A 16,587-nucleotide genomic window follows, 5' to 3' on the forward strand; every position below is an offset into this window, starting at 1 on the left:
GCTCAGCGGTTGACGAGGATCATCGCGACCCGGCGAAAGGCCGCGCGGATCCGCTCGACATGCGGGCCGGAATGGCCGCAGTCCACCAGCGCGCGATCCATCAGCGCCAGCCAGTCCTCGGCATCCTCGGCCCGGATCGGCACATGATTGTGCATCAGGCGCACATCCATCGTGCCGTGTTTTTCCTCGTAATAGCGCCGCCCGCCCAGAAACCCTGACAGGAAATTCACCTGTTCCTCGCGCACATGCGCAAGGCCATGGCCACGAAAATGCAGGCGCATGATCTGTGCGCCCTGCGCATCGGTTTCCACCAGATCGTAAAAGCGGTTGACGAGGCGCCGCAGCGCCTCCTCTCCGCCCAGATGATCCAGCGGGCTGGCCATCAGCTTTGCGGCCGGGTCTTTTTCGGGTCGTAATGGCTCAGCGGCACAATCACCGCAGGCAGGCGCTTCTGCTGGCCGTCCAGCTTGCCCACCTCCACCGCCGTGCCCACAGCGGCATGGGCCACATCCACCCGCGCCAGCGCGATGTTCTTGCCCAGCAACGGCGAACGCATCGACGAGGTGACAACGCCGATCTGCGCGCGCCCCACATGGATGCAATCGCCATGGCCGACATCCACATTGGCGTCGATGTCGAGCCCGACAAACTTGTGCATCGCATGTTCCTTGCGCCGGATCAGCGCGTCGCGACCGATGAAATCATCGGTTTTCGATTTCAGCAGCACGGTAAAGCCGATCCCGGCCTCGAACGGGTCGGTCTGGTCGCTGAAATCATATCCGGCGAAGATCAGGCCCGCTTCGATGCGCACCATGTCCAGCGCCGCCAGGCCCATCGGGCGCAGCCCCTGATCGGCACCATGTTCCCAGACCGCATCATAGACCGCAGCGCCGTCTTTCGGGTGGCAGAACACCTCGAAGCCCAGCTCGCCGGTATAGCCGGTGCGCGACACCACCACCGGCGCGCCATCCGGCCCGCCCAGCCGCCCGACGGTGAAGCGGAACCAGCCCAACTCCTCGATGGTCGGCTGATGCGGCGCTGTCCAGATCATGCGGCGCATGATCTCGCGGCTGTTCGGCCCCTGCACCGCAAGATTGTGCAGCTGATCGGTGGAGGCGCGCACCATGACCTGCAAGCCCAGCTTTTCGGCCTGTTCGCGCAGCCAGACCCCGCCGTAATCATCGCCGCCGATCCAGCGGAACTGGTCCTTGCCCAGACGGAACAGCGTGCCATCGTCGATCATGCCGCCATGTTCATAACACATCGCGGAATAGACCACCTGCCCGACGCTCAGCTTCTTCACGTCGCGGGTCAGGGTATATTGCATCAGCGCCTCGGCATCCGGGCCGGTCACCTCGAACTTGCGCAGGGGCGACAGGTCCAGCACCACCGCCTTTTCGCGGCAGGCCCAATATTCCTCGATCGCGCCATTGCTGCTGTAGACATGCGGCAGCCAATAGCCCTTGTATTCCACCATATGGCGGGTCTTAGCCTCCGTGCGGGTGTGGAAGGCAGTTTCCTTGGTCATTTTCGGCTCCGCATCGGGGGTGGGTCGATAGGCGATGGCGCGGCTGAACTTTTCAGCCCCGTCATAAGTGCGCACATGGATGTCGCTCAGATACCAGCCATTCGCGGGCGAGGTATCGTCCGGGCAGGCGGATGACACGCAGATCAGATCGGTCAGCGCGCGGAACAGCACATAATCGCCGGGGCGCGACCAGGGTTCGTCCGAGATCAGCACGCCATGCGCGTCGATATTGGTGTTGAAGAACAGGTTGACCGCCATCCAGCCCGGCCGCGCCGTCACGCCATGGTCGGCCAGCGCGCGGTTGAAATTGTCCGAGCAGTTCACATGGCCCGGATAACCGATGTCGTCATAATATTTGCTGGCGCAAGCCATGGCAAAGGCATCATGCCGCCCCACGGTATCCTGCACCACCTCGATCAGCGGCAACCAGTCCTGATCATAGTATTTGGCATGCAGGCCCGGCATCGAATAGGCGTGCCCCATCAACGTGCGCGAGGTGGTCACATCCAGCGCGTGTTCGATGCCCTTGTCGAGCTTGCGGGCGGAAAAGCATTGGAAATCGGTGCATTGGCGGCCATCGACATCCAGAACCTGAATATAGTCGCCCGCCTTGACGAAATAGGCCTGCGCGGTGGCGGATTTGATCCGCAGATCCAGCACCGGATCGGCCAGCGGGTCCGGCAGGTCATGGCCGGTGATCAGCCGCACCGTCGCGCGCTGCACCGTCACGATCAGCGGCGTCGCGGTGTCCTGCGCATCCGGTGCCATGGCAAGGCCCGGGGCGGCCACAACCACCACGCCCGCCCGCGTAACGGTAAAGCTTTCTTCCGTGCCCGCCGGGGTGGTGGTTTCAAACAGCGCGACCGCGCCCGCCTGAGCCAGATCAATACCCCGCCGCGTCAGCCCCAGCCGCAGCCCGCCCATGCCGGACCCGGTGCCGCCGAGCAGCGCCTTCAGCCCCGGTGCGGTGGAATTGGCCACAGCCCCGATCACCCCGGCGTCAATCGCGCCCTTGGCATCGGCGGCCAGCACTTCGCAGACCTGCCCGCCCTCGGCATTGCGAATGGTCAGGCGGTCGCCCGCCGTCACCGGAATCAGAAAGGCCCCTGCCCCCGGCACCTCGTAACGCTCCTGCCCCGCTTGCGCCCGCACATTCAGCGGCGTCAGGATAGACGAGGGGCGCGGTGGGCCGGGCCGGACCTGCGGATAGGTGTCGAGCATGAGAGCCTCCAGGCAAAAAGCGGACAGGAGCGCAGTCGGGCGCTGTTGCTACTATGGAAAAAAAGTTTAACGTGAAGAATAATTCGCGCAAGCCCTCATCTGGGAAATTTGCGCAGATCACAGTTTAACCGGAGCCGCGCATGACGTCACTTCTGTTCGGACTGATCGCGGCGCTGGCCTGGGGGCTGCATGATTTTCTCGTGCGCCATGTCAGCCAGAAAGCCGCCGCCGGGCCGCTTATGGCCGTCGCACTGGCCGCAGGATCGGCAATTCTGGCACCTTTGACGCTGATCGAAGGCTGGAGCGGCGTATCCGTGCCCGCAATCGGGTTGGCGCTGCTGTCGGGGGTGGCGTTCAGTTTGGCCTCGTTGGGCCTCTATCGCGCCTTTGCCATCGGCCCGGTGGCGCTGGTGGCGCCGATCTGCGGTGCCTATCCTTTGGGCAGTCTGGCGCTGGCACTGGCCTCTGGCAGCAGCGTGACGGCGCGCGACTGGCTGGCGGTGGCCATGGTCATCGCGGGAATCGCCCTGGTCGCACGGCAACCCGGCCCGCAATCCGGGCCGCGCGCGGCAGCGATTCTCTGGGCGGTGCTGGGGGCGGCGGGCTTTGCGCTGACCTTTCACTTCGGGCAGGCGGCGGCACGGCTGGGCGGCGAACTGCCCGCCACGCTGATTGCCCGGCTGACGGCGCTGGCACTGGTGCTGCTGGCGCTGCAAGTCAGGCCCGCCCCAATGGCCCCCGCGCTGCGGCACTGGCGCTGGCTCGCGCTGATGGGCGCGCTGGATGTGCTGGCGCTCGGGTTTGTCATCGCCTCGGGCAGCCGCCCGAACCCCGAATATGCCGCCGTCACCTCGGCCATTTTCGGAATTGTCACCATTCTGCTGGCATGGCGGTTTCTGGGCGAACGGCTGGGCCGGGTTCAGGGCGCGGGACTGGCGCTGGTTTTTGCGGGCATCGCCACGCTGGCGGCGGGTTCCTGAGTCGATGTCCGATCCGAAAGGGGCGATGTCGGAAACGAATGGCATCAAATGGCGGCGCGGCGCGATAGTCGCCTGAGCACGATAACGGAGAGTCAGATGTTCGGCAGCGGGCACTATTCGGGGTTCAGGGTCATCAAAGAGGCCCTGACAGGCCACAAGGGCTGGAAACCAGCGTGGCGCGACCCCGCGCCACAGGCCGCTTATGACATCATCATCATCGGTGGCGGCGGGCATGGTCTGGCCACGGCCTATTATCTGGCCAAGGAATTCGGGCAGGCGCGCATTGCGGTGCTGGAAAAGGGCTATCTTGGCGGCGGCAATGTCGGGCGCAATACCACGATCATCCGCTCCAACTATCTGCTGGATGGCAACGAACCCTTCTATGAGTTCAGCCTGAAACTGTGGGAGGGGCTGGAGCAGGACTTCAACTTCAACGCCATGGTCAGCCAGCGCGGCATTCTGAACCTGTATCACACCGATGCGCAGCGCGACGCCTATACGCGCCGCGGCAATGCGATGATCCTGCATGGCGCGGATGCCGAGTTGCTGAATCGGGATCAGGTCAAGGCCATGTATCCGTTCCTGAATTTCGACAATGCCCGCTTCCCGATCAAGGGCGGCCTTGCGCAGCGGCGTGGCGGCACGGTGCGTCATGATGCAGTGGCCTGGGGTTATGCGCGCGGCGCGGACAGCCGGGGCGTCGATCTGATCCAGAATTGCGAAGTCACCGGCATCCGCACCGAACATGGCCGCGTCACCGGCGTTGACACCTCGCGCGGGTTCATCGGCGCGAAAAAGGTGGGCGTGGCGGTGGCGGGCAATTCGTCGCGCGTCATGTCGCATGTCGGCATGCGCCTGCCCATCGAATCCCATGTGCTGCAGGCCTTCGTCTCCGAAGGTCTGAAACCGCTGATCGACGGCGTGATCACCTATGGCGCGGGGCATTTTTACGTCAGCCAGTCCGACAAGGGCGGGCTGGTGTTCGGCGGCGATATCGACGGTTACAACTCTTACGCCCAGCGGGGCAACATGCCGGTGGTCGAGGATGTGGCCGAAGGCGGCATGAGCCTGATGCCGATGATCGGTCGCGCCCGGCTGCTGCGCTCGTGGGGCGGGATCATGGACATGTCGATGGACGGCTCGCCCATCATCGACCGCACCGATATTGACGGGCTCTATTTCAATGGCGGCTGGTGTTATGGCGGCTTCAAGGCCACGCCCGCCTCGGGCTGGGCCTTTGCGCATCTGCTGGCCACCGACACACCGCATGAAACTGCCACCGCCTATCGCTTCGACCGGTTCCGCAAGGGGCTGATGATCGACGAAAAGGGCCAGGGCGCCCAGCCGAACCTGCATTGAGCGCCATGACCCCGACCTTTCGCCTCTGCCTGCCCCACCGCCCCGATCTGCGCGCGCCCCCTCGCAGCGCGTCCGGGTCTGTGCAGCAGGCTGACATCCGCCTTTCGCTTATGGGAGTGATCCAATGATCATCAACCACCCCATCCTCGGCCCGCGCGACGCGCAGGAATTCGTCTATCTGGGCGACGCCGATCTGATCAACCGCCCCGACGGGCTGGCAGAGGGCGCGCAGGATGCCTTTCACGACTATCTCTATCAGCGCAGCAACCCGGCGGGGCTGCACCGCGAATTGTGGTATCACGAACAGGGCGACCGGTCGTGGCTGGTGGTGACCCGCAACACCCTGACGCATGAGATCAGTTCCGTAGAACTGGCCCGCGACGTGGCCCGCAGCATGGGGCGCAGCAAATGACCCAGGACAACCGTATTTCCGGCGGCCAGATCGACCGCGCGCGCAACCTGCGCTTCACCTTCGATGGCCATGAGTATACCGGCCATCCCGGCGACACGCTGGCCTCGGCGCTGCTGGCCAATGGGGTGCAACTGATGGGGCGCAGCTTCAAGTATCACCGCCCGCGCGGCCCGATCTCGGCCGGATCCGAAGAGCCGAATGCGCTGGTCGAACTGCGCAGCGGCGCGCGGCGCGAGCCGAACACCCGCGCCACGGTGGTGGAGTTGTTCGACGGGCTGAGCGCGGACAGCCAGAACCGCTTCCCCTCGCTGCGCTTCGATGCGCTGGCGATCAATGACCGGCTGTCGCCATTCTTCGCGGCGGGGTTCTATTACAAGACCTTCATGTGGCCCAAGGCCTTCTGGGAAAAGCTGTATGAGCCGATCATCCGCCGCGCCGCCGGTCTGGGTGCGGTGTCGAAACAGGATGACCCCGACAGTTATGACAAGGGCTTCCTGCATTGTGATCTGCTGATCATCGGCGCGGGGCCGGCGGGCCTGATGGCGGCGCTGACCGCTGGTCGCGCAGGGGCGCGGGTGATCCTCGCCGATGAGGATTTCCGCATGGGGGGCCGCCTGAATGCGGAAACCTATGAGGTGGAAGGCCGGGCCGGGGCCGATTGGGCGGCCAAAACGGTAGCCGAGCTTGCCACCCTGCCCAATGTCCGGCTGATGCCGCGCACCACCATCCTTGGCGCGATGGATCATGGCATCTATTCCGCCGTGGAACGGGTAAGCGATCATTTACCCACCCCCCTGCCCGGCAAACCCCGGCAGATCCTGTGGCGCATCTATTCGCGCCGCGCGATTCAGGCGGGCGGGGCCACCGAACGCCCCATCGCCTTTGAAAACAACGACCGGCCCGGCATCATGCTGGCGGGTGCCCTGCGCGCCTATGCCAATCGCTGGGGCGTGGCGGCGGGCGACCGCGTGGCGATCTTCACCAACAATGACGATGGCCTGCGCAGTGCCCGCGATCTGATGGCCAAGGGCGTCGATGTCGTCGCGGTGATCGAAACGCGCGAAGGCGGCGATCTGATCCCCGGCGTGCGGCATCTGAAAGGCGCCGAGGTGGTAGACAGTTCTGGCCGTCTTGGCCTGAAAACCATCACCGTGCGCAACGCCAAGGGCCAGACGGAAAGCTTCCGGGTCAGCGCCCTCGGCGTGTCGGGCGGGTGGAACCCCAATGTCAACATCACCTCGCATCACCGCTCGCGCCCGGTGTGGAACGAGGCGATTGCCGCCTTTGTGCCGGGCCGCGACGGCCCGCCCGGCCTGACCTCGGCCGGGGCGGCGGCGGGGCATCTGTCGACCCATGCCGCGCTGCGCACCGGCGCCGCCGAAGCAGCCGCGGCGCTGAGCGATCTGGGCTTTGCCGCATCGGCCCCCGAGATCCCGCAGGCCGAGGATGCGCCGATTGCCATCACCCCGAAATGGTATGTGGCAGGCGGCAAGGGCCGCGCCTGGATCGACCCGCAGAATGATGTGACGGTCAAGGATGTGAAGCTGGCGCATCAGGAAAACTATGTCTCGGTCGAACATCTGAAGCGGTACACCACGCTGGGCATGGCCACCGATCAGGGCAAGACCGGCAATGTGCTGGGCCTTGCGGTGATGGCCGAACTGACCGGCAAGCCGATCCCGGATACCGGCACCACCATCTACCGCCCGCCCTATACGCCCGTTGCCATGGGCGCGCTGGCAGGCCGGTCGCGCGGGCAGGACTTCAAGCCGAAACGCCTGACGCCCTCGCACAAATGGGCCAGCGAACAGGGCGCGGTCTTTGTCGAGGTCGGTTACTGGCTGCGCAGCCAGTGGCTGCCGCGCGCGGGCGAGACGACTTGGCGCGAGAGCGTCGACCGCGAGGTTCTGGCCACCCGCAAATCGGTTGGCATCTGCGATGTGACCACGCTGGGCAAGATCGACATTCAGGGCACCGATGCCGGGGCCTTCCTCGACAAGGTCTATGCCAATACCTTCAGCAGCCTTGCCGTCGGCAAATGCCGCTATGGCCTGATGCTGCGCGAGGATGGCATCGTGTATGACGATGGCACCACGGCGCGGCTGGGCCAGAATGAATATGTGATGACCACCACCACGGCCAATGCCGTTCTGGTGTTCCGCAATCTGGAATATGCGCGCCAGTGCCTTTACCCCGACATGGATGTGCAGCTGATCTCCACCACCGAGGCCTGGGCGCAATATTCCGTGGCGGGGCCGAATGCCCGCAACCTGCTGCAAAAGCTGGTGGATCAGGATATTTCCGACGCCGCCCTGCCCTATATGGGCTGCGCCGAGGTCACGCTCTGTGGCGGACTGCGGGCACGCATCTTCCGCATCAGCTTTTCGGGGGAACTGGCCTATGAAATCGCCGTGCCCACCCGCTATGGCGATGCGCTGATCCGCGAGTTGGTGGCGCAGGGCGCGGAATTCGAGGCGGTGGTCTATGGCACCGAGGCGCTTGGCGTCATGCGGGTGGAAAAGGGCCATGTCGCCGGGAACGAGTTGAACGGCCAGTCCACCGCGCTGAACATGGGCCTGGGCAAGATGGTGTCCAAGAAGAAGGACAGCATCGGCATGGTCCTGTCGCAGCGCGAAGGCATGACCGATCCGAAGGGCTATCGGCTTGTCGGGGTCAAACCCGCCGATCCCGCCAAGGGGCTGACCGCAGGCAGCCATTTCCTGGAACCGGGCGCTGCGGCCGTGGCGGCGAATGATCTGGGATGGCTGACCTCGGTGGTCTATTCGCCGCATCTGGGCTGCTCGATCGCGCTTGGCTATCTGAAGGACGGCGATGCCCGCCGTGGCCAGTGCCTGCGCGCCGCCAATCTGCTGGCTGGCAGCGAGGTCGAGGTTGACATCGTCAGCCCGCATTTCTTTGATCCGGAAGGAGAGCGTCTCCGTGGCTGAGCATCGTCTGAAACCCCTGACCCCGCTGGGGCATGATCTGCCGGAATCGGTGACCATCGGCCCGGTGACGATTGCCGAGGTGATCGACACCGCGCTGGCCTCGCTAGCCACACGCAGCGGGCGCAGTGCCGATGTGGCACAGGCCGCGCAGGCGGCGGGCATCCCGCTGCCGGAACCGGGGCGCTGTGCTGACGCCGCGCCCTATGGTGCCTTCTGGCTGGGGCCGGAGGCCTGGATGATCGAGGCTCCCTTTGCCAGCCACGAAGACATCCGCAGCCATCTGCGCGGCCTCTTCGGCGATGCCGCCTCGATCACCGAACAGACCGATGCCTGGGCGCGGTTCGATGTGACGGGCAGCGATCTGCCCGCGCTGTTTGAGCGGCTGTGCAATGCCGATCTGCGCGCCGCCAGCCCCGGCTTTGCCACACGCACGGTGATGGACCATCTGGGCTGTTACCTGCTGATGCGCGCGCCGGACCGGATCAGCGTGATCGGGCCGCGATCTTCGGCGGCGGTGCTGTTTCACGCGCTGGAAACTGCCGCAAGATCAGCCTTCTGAACGACAAAGGGCGGGGATTTCCCCGCCCTTTGTCTTTGTACACGCCCCGCCTCAGTCGCGCGGCGGCATGGCGCCACTGATCCCCCGCACGCCGTTCAGACGGCGGCGTTCGTCATTCGGGTTGACCCCGAACGCCTCGGCATAGTGCCGCGCCATCGGGGTAGAGCTGGCATAACCCACGCTTTGCGCAATTTCGGTGATCGTATCGGTGGAATAGAGCACCCGCTGCCGCGCTTTTTTCAGACGCATCAGCCGGTAGTATTTCAGCGGACTTTGCCCGGTGGCCTGTTTGAAACAGCGTTCCAGATGCCGCTCCGACAGATCGACCGCCGCCGCCACATCGGCAATCTGCACCGGATCCTCGATATGATCGGCAAAGATGCGGATGGCAGCCCGGATCGGCTGCGGCAGCATGTCATCGGTGCCGCCCTGTTTGGCAACCGGGATCTTCTGGCTCGCATCCTCTTCACGCACGAACGGATGCTGGAACCAGCAGGCAACCTCGGTCATCGTCTCGCGGCCCAGCCGTTCCTCGATCAGCCGCAGCATCAGGTCAAACACCGCCCCCGCCCCTGACACGGTATAGCGCCGCCGGTCGCGGATGATCACGCTGGGGCTGGCGGCAATATCAGGAAACTCGGCCTTGAACGCCGCCTCGTAACACCAATGCACCGAACAGCGGTGCCCTGACATCAGACCCGAGCGGGCCAGCGGGAAGATGCCGCCCGAAAACGCCCCCAGCACCACGCCCGACCGATCCAGCCAGCGCAACTGCCCATTGGCCTTGCGCGGGTTTTCAAAGCGCGAAGTCGGGCTGGCCAACACCATCACATCATCCAGACCCACGCTTCCGGCCTCGATCTTGTCCAGCGCCATGTCCGGGTCAAACCGCACCTCGGCGGACGAGCGCACCGGCAAGCCGGTTTCGCTGATCAGCGTCCAGGAAAACTCGCGCCGCCCGGTGATTTCATTGGCCGCGCGCAGCGGTTCGATTGCGGATGTGAGGCAGGCCATGGGAAAGCCGTCCATCAACAGAAAGCCCATCCGGGCCGGCGCCATCATTTGTGCCATCACGCCCTCATATTTTTCGTTGAACTGCGGAAATTTTCACTATAGTGAAACATCGCTTTTTCACAGTGACAGGGCCCTGCGCAATGACCGACGCCTCTGAAGAGTTTCCGTCCGTTTCCCGCCTCAAGCCTGCGCTGGAGCAGGATCCGCACCGGGTGCGCGAGATCAGCGAACGCAACCTTGAAGCGGCGATTGGCCGCGAGGTGCGCGCCTTTCGCCGGGCGCAAGGAATGACGGTGGCCGATCTGGCGGGGGTGACCGGGCTGTCGATCGGGATGCTGTCCAAGATTGAAAACGGCATCACCTCGCCCTCGCTCACCACACTGCAAATCCTCAGCCACGCCTTTTCCACCCCAATCACCAGCTTTTTCCGCCGGTTCGAGGAACGGCGCGAGGTGCAGCATGTGAAGGGGGGTGACCATCTCGAGATCGAGCGGCGTGGCACGCGGGCGGGGCATCAATACAATCTCCTCGGCCATATCGGCTCCAACTCCTCGGGGGTGGTGGTTGAACCCTATCTCATTACGTTAACTGAAGAATCCGACACCTTCCCCACCTTTCAGCATGACGGGATCGAACTGCTTTACATGATGGAAGGCGAGGTCATGTATCGCCATGGCGACCAGTTGTTCCACATGCAGCCCGGTGACAGCCTGTTCTTCGATGCAGATGCGCCGCACGGGCCGGAGGTCTTGCTGAAACTCCCGGCCCGGTATCTTTCGGTGATTTCCTACCCGCAGGCCTAGGGTCTATTCGTCGGCCCACCAGCCCGGCGAGGTGGGCTGGCCATCATCGAATTGCGACAGATACTCCAGCATCAGCGGCCGGTTGCGGATGAACCCCTTGTAGGTCGCAAGCTCCTCCGGCAGCCCACGCACCACCCGATGCAGACGGCGCGCCCATTTCGGCTGCGTCACCAGATCCTGAAAGCTGATCAGATAACAGCGGATCGGAAACACGATGGCATTGGAGCGCGGCAGCCGGAACAGTGTCTGCAACTCGACCCGCAGATGCTGGCGCGCGCCGATGTTTTCCGGCGTCAGCGTGGTCTTGCCCGGCCCCCATTTGGGGTAATTCTCCGGGCTGGTATCCAGCAGCGGATCCACCGTCATCGTCCAGTTGAATCGCCGCACCGGCGCGCCGTGCTGCAAGGCCAGCAGGAATTTCAGCGCCCGGTCGAACACGCCCAGCTCATGCGCCACCGGCACCGGCGCATGCCATTCGTGAAAGCTCATGCCTATGTCGAAATCAAGGCTCCAATCCGCCTGGGTCGTGACCATGCCGGCCTCGATCCACAGCGTATCGTCGCGCTGATCCTGCAAGGTGAAATCACCCTGCGCCTGCCGGGTGATGTATTCCATCGGGCCGCAGGGCAGCGTGGTGTCATCCAGAAAGGTGAACTTCTGGTCGATGTTCAGGGGCCGGTTGATCCAGTGCCAGTGATTGCCATCCTTGGTCAGCGAAAACCATTGCGGGTAATCCCGCGCAAAGCTTTCCATGATCAGTTCCAGCAGATCCCAGCCCGCCAGCGTCATATGCGGCAGGCTCTGGCAGCGCAGCGGATCCTGCGCCAGAACCTGCGCCCGGTCGCGCATCTCCGACACATAATGTTCGTCCACATCGAAAGTGTGTTCAAACACCGATCCGGGCCGCCCCGGCACATGCGGCTCCATGTTCACCGAATACATGTAGTCATCTTCGGGAAACGGGAACGGAAAGCGCTTGATGGCGCGGGGCGAGTTGCGGAAGGTGTAATCGTTGCGGAACGTCTCGTCGTGGAAGTAATCGAGGCTCATGGCGCGCTCCTAACGGTCGATGACAAGTGCAGCGCCTTCAAAGCGCGACACGCAGGGCATGATATGGCCGCCCGCCGACTTTTGCTCGGGCGTCAGCCAATGGTCATTGTGCTGGATATGGCCATCGCAGCGCAGAACCCGGGTTTCACATTGGCCGCAGGCCCCGCCCCGGCACAGATAGGGCGCATCCACCTCGGCCGCCTCCAGCGCCTCCAGCAGCGACTGGTTCGGCGCGACGGTGACGGTCTTGCCGCTCGCCGCCAGCTCCACGGTAAAGGCCTTGCCGACCGGCGGGGCCAGAAACTCCTCGGAATGCACGGCACCCTTGGGCCAGCCCATCGCCTCTGCGGTTTTCAACACCCAGCCGATCATGCCTTTCGGGCCGCAGACATAAAGATGCGTGCCCAGCGGCTGGCCGGACAGCAGCGCCACCAGATCAATCGCCTGCCCTTCGACATCGAAATAACGATGCACGCGGTCGCCATGGCGCGCCGTCAGCTCGTCCATATAGGCGCCGAGACTGCGGTCGCGCGCTGCATAATGCAGCTCGAACCGGGCATCCATCGCATCCAGCTGCGCCATCTGCGCAATGAACGGCGTGATGCCGATGCCGCCGGCAATCATCAGATGCTTTTTCGCCCGCAGATCCAGCGCGAACAGGTTCACCGGCGGCGAGATCAGCATCTTCTGCCCCGGCCGCACATGGCGGTGCATATACAACGAGCCGCCCCGCCCGGCCTCATCGCGCCGCACCGAAATCTCATAGCCGGAACGGTCCGACGGATCCGACATCAGCGAATAGGGATTGAGCCGCCGCGTGCCGTGATCATCCATTTCCACCACGGTATGCGCCCCGCCCGAAAACGACGGCATCTCTGCCCCGTCCTCGCGCACAAAGCGGAAGCGCTTGATCAGCGCATTGACCTCGACCACCTCGGTCACGACGGTCGGAATTTTTGCTGCCCCCACACTCATTTGAACCGCTCCACGGCTGGCGGAACCTCACCAGGGTCTTCCGCATCGATACAGACGCCCTGAAAGGCGGCGAGACGGCGCGAATAATGGTCGCGCACGAACAGGTTCAGCCCGCAATGGCTGCACACGAAGGGATCGGTGCGCACGTTTTCGGTGATGCCCTTGCAATGCACGCATTGCACGCGGCGCACCGTCGATCCGCGATGTTCGGTCTGCACCGCATCATGCGGCAGCCCTGCCTCCATCGCATCGCGCTGCACCTGGCCCATCAGGCCCTCGGTGCCGGTCAGATAGATCTGCACCCCCATATGCGCATCACCCAGCGCCTTCACGATCCGCGACCGCGCCGCCGCATAGCTCGGCGCGCGGTGATACATCGCCGCCCCCAAGACCTCCAGCGCGGCACTCCCATCTGTGCCATTCGGCCCCGGCATATAGATGATATGGGCCTTCGCCAGCATGTCGGGCGCCTGCGCCACCAGCGCCAGCACCGCCTCGGCCCCTTCGCCATCGGCCACGATCAGATGCGCCGGGCCGGGGCGCGGGCTCAGCACGCCATAGACCGGGCGCGAACGGATCGAAGGTTCAAACTGCGTCTTCGTCATGTTGCATGTCCTGCTGCATTCATCTTGGCCCAAATATCCCCGCCGGAGGCTCCCCCGGCACCGTTCGCGCACCTGCCGGGAGAAAGCGGGGATCTCAGGCCAGCCCTCAGCCTTTGGCCGTGCGGCGCTTCTTCTCGATGTCATAGAATGGCATCGGGCTGCTGGTCGCGGCGATTTCGCCATGAGTTTCGCAATTCACCACCAGTCTGGTGCTGTCATTGGCGCAATCCACCGGCAGGCGGGCGATGGCGATGGTGTGGTTGTTCAGCGGCGAATGCATCGCCTGCGTCACCACGCCGACCTTCTTGCCATCCTTGAACACCGGCGCGCCATTGCCCGGCACGTTGGTTCCCTCCAGCTTCAGCCCCCAGATCTTGAAGCGTTCCTTGCCCTTCAGGCGGTAATGCTCTTCCGCGCCGCGGAAGCCGGTCTTGCCGGGCGAGACGGTGAAATCGAGGCCAAGCTCCCACAGCGTATCGCCGGGGCCCTCGTTCTCGAACGGATACATCTCGGAATTGTCATAGGGGAAGAACAGCAGATAGCTTTCGGTGCGCAACAGATCCAGCGTGGTGAAGCGGCAGGGGATGATGCCCATCTCCTTGCCTTCGTCCAGAATCCGATCCCAGACCATCGGCGCGTCCTGACCGCGCACGAACAGCTCATAGCCGCGCTCGCCGGTATAGCCGGTGCGCGAGATCATTGCGGGCTTACCGAACAGGCTGGTCTGCATATGACTGAAATAGGCCAGATCGCGGATGCCCGGCACGTGTTTGGCCAGATAGTCCACCGCCAGCGGCCCCTGCAGCGACAGGTCGTGCAGATTGTCGTCAAAGCGCATCGAGACATCGCGGCCCTGCGCATAGGTGCTGAGCTGTTCATGCCCGGCCCCCGATCCATGCACCAGCATGAAGGCATTCGGGCCGGTGCGGTAGATCACGCAATCGTCGACGAACTTGCCCGCATCATTCAGCATGGCCGCATAGACCGAGCGGCCCGGCATCAGCTTTTCCATGTTGCGGGTGGTGGCGCGTTCGATCACCTGGCTTGCCGCCGGGCCCATCAGTTGCACCTTCTTCAGCCCCGAGACATCCATCAGCCCGGCCTTGGTGCGGATCGCCATGTATTCGGCCATCGGATCGCCGTCATAGGACCAGGCGGTGCCCATGCCGCTCCAGTCTTCAAGGTTGGAGCCAAGCGCGCGGTGCCGGTCGGCCAGCGTCGAGAAACGCCAGGAATTGGTCATGTTGTCCTCCTGTCAGAAGCATAGGATTTTCTTGGTTGGGAACAGTCTGGAGTCGACTGCGCTGGAAATCAACAATCTTGTGCAAAAATATTTCCTGTCAGGTAATATTTCTGTCGCTTGCCTAAAGTTTCGTCGGAAACGGCCAAGCAAAGAAAAAGCGGCGGGGCCTGCGCCCCGCCGCTGTCATGCTCTCATTCCGCTCAGGTTGGCAGCTGGAAGAACCAGTTGGCCCAAAGCACCACGCCTGCCCCGGCGGCCAGCGCCAGATAGGGCAGAACCCCGGCCTTGCGCTCGCCCAGATCGCCTTCGGTCAGGCCCAGATCGTCAAAGGCCTCTTTCGGGAACTTGCCGCCATCCTGCACATAGTGCCGGAACCAGAACACCGGCAGAATCAGCGCGGCAAAGATCGCCCCCGACCACAGGGCATTGGAATAGCCCCAGACCTTTGCACCCGCGCCGAGGAACAGCGCGTTCACGAAGGCCAGCACAGTGTTGATGCCGATCAGAACCGTCGGGGCCTTCCACGGGCGCGCGATATGGCCCGAATCGATCCGGTGGATCCAGCCGGCATTCAGGTTGAGGAAATTGAACGTGATGTAGCCGACATTGGAGATGGCCAGCACATAGAAATAGCCACCCGCATCCGAAGCCAGCGCCAGAAGGAACAGGTTGAAGCCCAGATCCGTCCACATCGCATTGGTCGGCGCGCCATGTTCGTTCACATGGCCAAGGAAGCGCGGCAGCCAGCCATCGCGCGAGCCCTGATACAGCGTGCGCGACGATCCGGCCATGGCGGTCATGATCGCAAGGAACAGCGCGAGGATCATCAGGATCACGAAGATCTGCGTCACCACCGGCCCGCCGCCGACAAGGCTGCCCAGAGCCTCGCCCACGCCCGTGCCATCCACGATGCCCGGTGCCAACATGCCCTGCGTGCCCAGAACGCCCTGGAAGGCGAAGGGAATGATGAAGAAGAACACGCAGCACAGCAGGCCGGAATAGAAGATCGCGCGGAAGGTATCGGTCTGCGGATTCTTGAATTCCGCCGTATAGCAGACAGCGGTTTCAAAGCCGTAGGTCGACCAGGCCGCGATATACATCGCGCCAAGGAACAGCGTCCAGCCGCCCACATCCCATGCCCCGTCCACGCCGGAATAGCTGGCGGTGGGCGGCACGATGCTGGTGACGTTCATCGTGTCGATGGCCCCGGTCAGGATCGGCACCAGACCGACCAGCAGCAGCGGGATCAGCACGATCAGCGCCATCACCTTCTGCGATTTCGCCGTCGAGGCGATGCCGCGGTGCTGGATGGCGAAGATGATGAACATCAGAATCGCGCCAATCACGAAGGTGGAGTTGAAATGCAGCGTGCCAAGGCCCGGAATGGTCAGGCCCAGTGCTTCCCAGCTGCGCACCGCCGGTGTCAGCGCGGCGACCGCCTCTTCTGCCGTCTTGCCCGCATTGGCCGCCAGCCAGTCCAGCACCAGCTGGCTGTCTGCGGCGGGAATCGGGAACAGCGCGTTCAGGATATAGCCTGCCGCGATGGCACAGCCCAAAGACAGCACCGGCGACCAGGCAAACCAGTTGCACCAGACCGACAAAGGCGCAATCAGCTTGGAATACCGCAGCCAGGCGGTAGCGCCATAGACCGAGGCCCCGCCTGACTTGTTGCCGAACATGCCGGCCATTTCGGCATAGGTGAAGCTTTGCAGAAAGCCCATGATCATCGAAATGATCCAGACGACGAAGGCGGCCTTGCCCGCCACCCCGGCGATCCCGCCGATCGAGAAAAGCACCAGTGGCGGCACACCTGCCGCGACCCAGAAGGCGCCCTTCCAATCCAGTGCCCGGACGAGTTCGCCCGAAGCTTTTTCAGAAGCCATAGAGATA

Annotated in this window: 14 protein-coding genes; 6 read left to right on the plus strand and 8 right to left on the minus strand. The window is 63.7% G+C overall.

All coding sequences use genetic code 11. The features are described from left to right. Positions 1–2: 2 nt before the first annotated feature. Both KM031_RS03370 and KM031_RS03375 read right to left on the minus strand, forming a co-directional pair. Complete coding sequence (locus KM031_RS03370; RefSeq protein WP_215503150.1) at positions 3–383, minus strand: group II truncated hemoglobin; 381 nt, start codon at positions 381–383, stop codon at positions 3–5. Beyond that, positions 383–2,749: a trimethylamine N-oxide demethylase gene (locus KM031_RS03375; RefSeq protein WP_215503151.1), complete on the minus strand. Its 2,367-nt coding sequence runs from the start codon at positions 2,747–2,749 to the stop codon at positions 383–385. The genes KM031_RS03370 and KM031_RS03375 overlap by 1 nt, the downstream gene beginning before the upstream one ends. Positions 2,750–2,889: 140 nt before the next feature. Here KM031_RS03375 and KM031_RS03380 point away from each other — a divergent pair, with 140 nt between their 5' ends. The 5 genes from KM031_RS03380 (at position 2,890) to KM031_RS03400 (ending at position 9,007) form a co-directional block, all read left to right on the plus strand. Then, on the plus strand, positions 2,890–3,729 hold the full coding sequence (locus tag KM031_RS03380; protein ID WP_215503152.1) for a DMT family transporter: 840 nt from the start codon (positions 2,890–2,892) through the stop codon (positions 3,727–3,729). 96 nt (positions 3,730–3,825) lie between these two features. Beyond that, positions 3,826–5,088, plus strand: coding sequence for a sarcosine oxidase subunit beta family protein (locus KM031_RS03385; protein WP_215503153.1), 1,263 nt, complete (start codon positions 3,826–3,828; stop codon positions 5,086–5,088). A 124-nt stretch (positions 5,089–5,212) separates the two neighbouring features. After that, positions 5,213–5,500: a sarcosine oxidase subunit delta gene (locus tag KM031_RS03390; RefSeq protein WP_215503154.1), complete on the plus strand. Its 288-nt coding sequence runs from the start codon at positions 5,213–5,215 to the stop codon at positions 5,498–5,500. Next, on the plus strand, positions 5,497–8,448 hold the full coding sequence (locus KM031_RS03395; RefSeq protein ID WP_215503155.1) for a sarcosine oxidase subunit alpha family protein: 2,952 nt from the start codon (positions 5,497–5,499) through the stop codon (positions 8,446–8,448). The genes KM031_RS03390 and KM031_RS03395 overlap by 4 nt, the downstream gene beginning before the upstream one ends. After that, positions 8,441–9,007 (plus strand): sarcosine oxidase subunit gamma, encoded by a 567-nt coding sequence (locus KM031_RS03400; protein WP_260692098.1) that lies wholly within the window; start codon positions 8,441–8,443, stop codon positions 9,005–9,007. Before KM031_RS03395 ends, KM031_RS03400 begins: the two co-directional genes overlap by 8 nt. Before the next feature lie 51 nt (positions 9,008–9,058). Here the strand turns inward: KM031_RS03400 and KM031_RS03405 are convergent, their stop codons facing one another. Then, positions 9,059–10,078 carry a GlxA family transcriptional regulator gene (locus KM031_RS03405; RefSeq protein ID WP_246566771.1) on the minus strand — a complete coding sequence of 340 codons (1,020 nt, stop codon included), beginning with the start codon at positions 10,076–10,078 and terminating at the stop codon, positions 9,059–9,061. An 83-nt stretch (positions 10,079–10,161) separates the two neighbouring features. Here KM031_RS03405 and KM031_RS03410 point away from each other — a divergent pair, with 83 nt between their 5' ends. Further along, a complete protein-coding gene (locus KM031_RS03410; RefSeq protein WP_215503157.1) occupies positions 10,162–10,824 on the plus strand; it encodes a helix-turn-helix domain-containing protein in 663 nt (220 codons plus the stop codon). A gap of 3 nt (positions 10,825–10,827) precedes the next feature. On the opposite strand, the gene KM031_RS03415 is transcribed toward KM031_RS03410, so the two are convergent. The 5 genes from KM031_RS03415 to KM031_RS03435 all read right to left on the minus strand — a co-directional run bounded on the left by KM031_RS03415 (position 10,828) and on the right by KM031_RS03435 (position 16,580). Next, positions 10,828–11,874: a heme-dependent oxidative N-demethylase family protein gene (locus tag KM031_RS03415; RefSeq protein ID WP_215503158.1), complete on the minus strand. Its 1,047-nt coding sequence runs from the start codon at positions 11,872–11,874 to the stop codon at positions 10,828–10,830. A 9-nt stretch (positions 11,875–11,883) separates the two neighbouring features. After that, positions 11,884–12,849 (minus strand): PDR/VanB family oxidoreductase, encoded by a 966-nt coding sequence (locus KM031_RS03420; protein WP_215503159.1) that lies wholly within the window; start codon positions 12,847–12,849, stop codon positions 11,884–11,886. Next, positions 12,846–13,454, minus strand: coding sequence for a dimethylamine monooxygenase subunit DmmA family protein (locus KM031_RS03425; RefSeq protein WP_215503160.1), 609 nt, complete (start codon positions 13,452–13,454; stop codon positions 12,846–12,848). The genes KM031_RS03420 and KM031_RS03425 overlap by 4 nt, the downstream gene beginning before the upstream one ends. A 106-nt stretch (positions 13,455–13,560) precedes the next feature. Further along, on the minus strand, positions 13,561–14,697 hold the full coding sequence (locus KM031_RS03430) for an aminomethyl transferase family protein (RefSeq protein WP_215503161.1): 1,137 nt from the start codon (positions 14,695–14,697) through the stop codon (positions 13,561–13,563). Positions 14,698–14,897: 200 nt separating this feature from the next. Continuing rightward, entirely contained in the window at positions 14,898–16,580 is a 1,683-nt protein-coding gene (locus KM031_RS03435) for a trimethylamine N-oxide permease (RefSeq protein WP_215503162.1), read from the minus strand. Positions 16,581–16,587: the final 7 nt, after the last annotated feature.

Source organism: Gemmobacter fulvus, from assembly GCF_018798885.1.
Lineage (GTDB): Bacteria > Pseudomonadota > Alphaproteobacteria > Rhodobacterales > Rhodobacteraceae > Gemmobacter > Gemmobacter fulvus.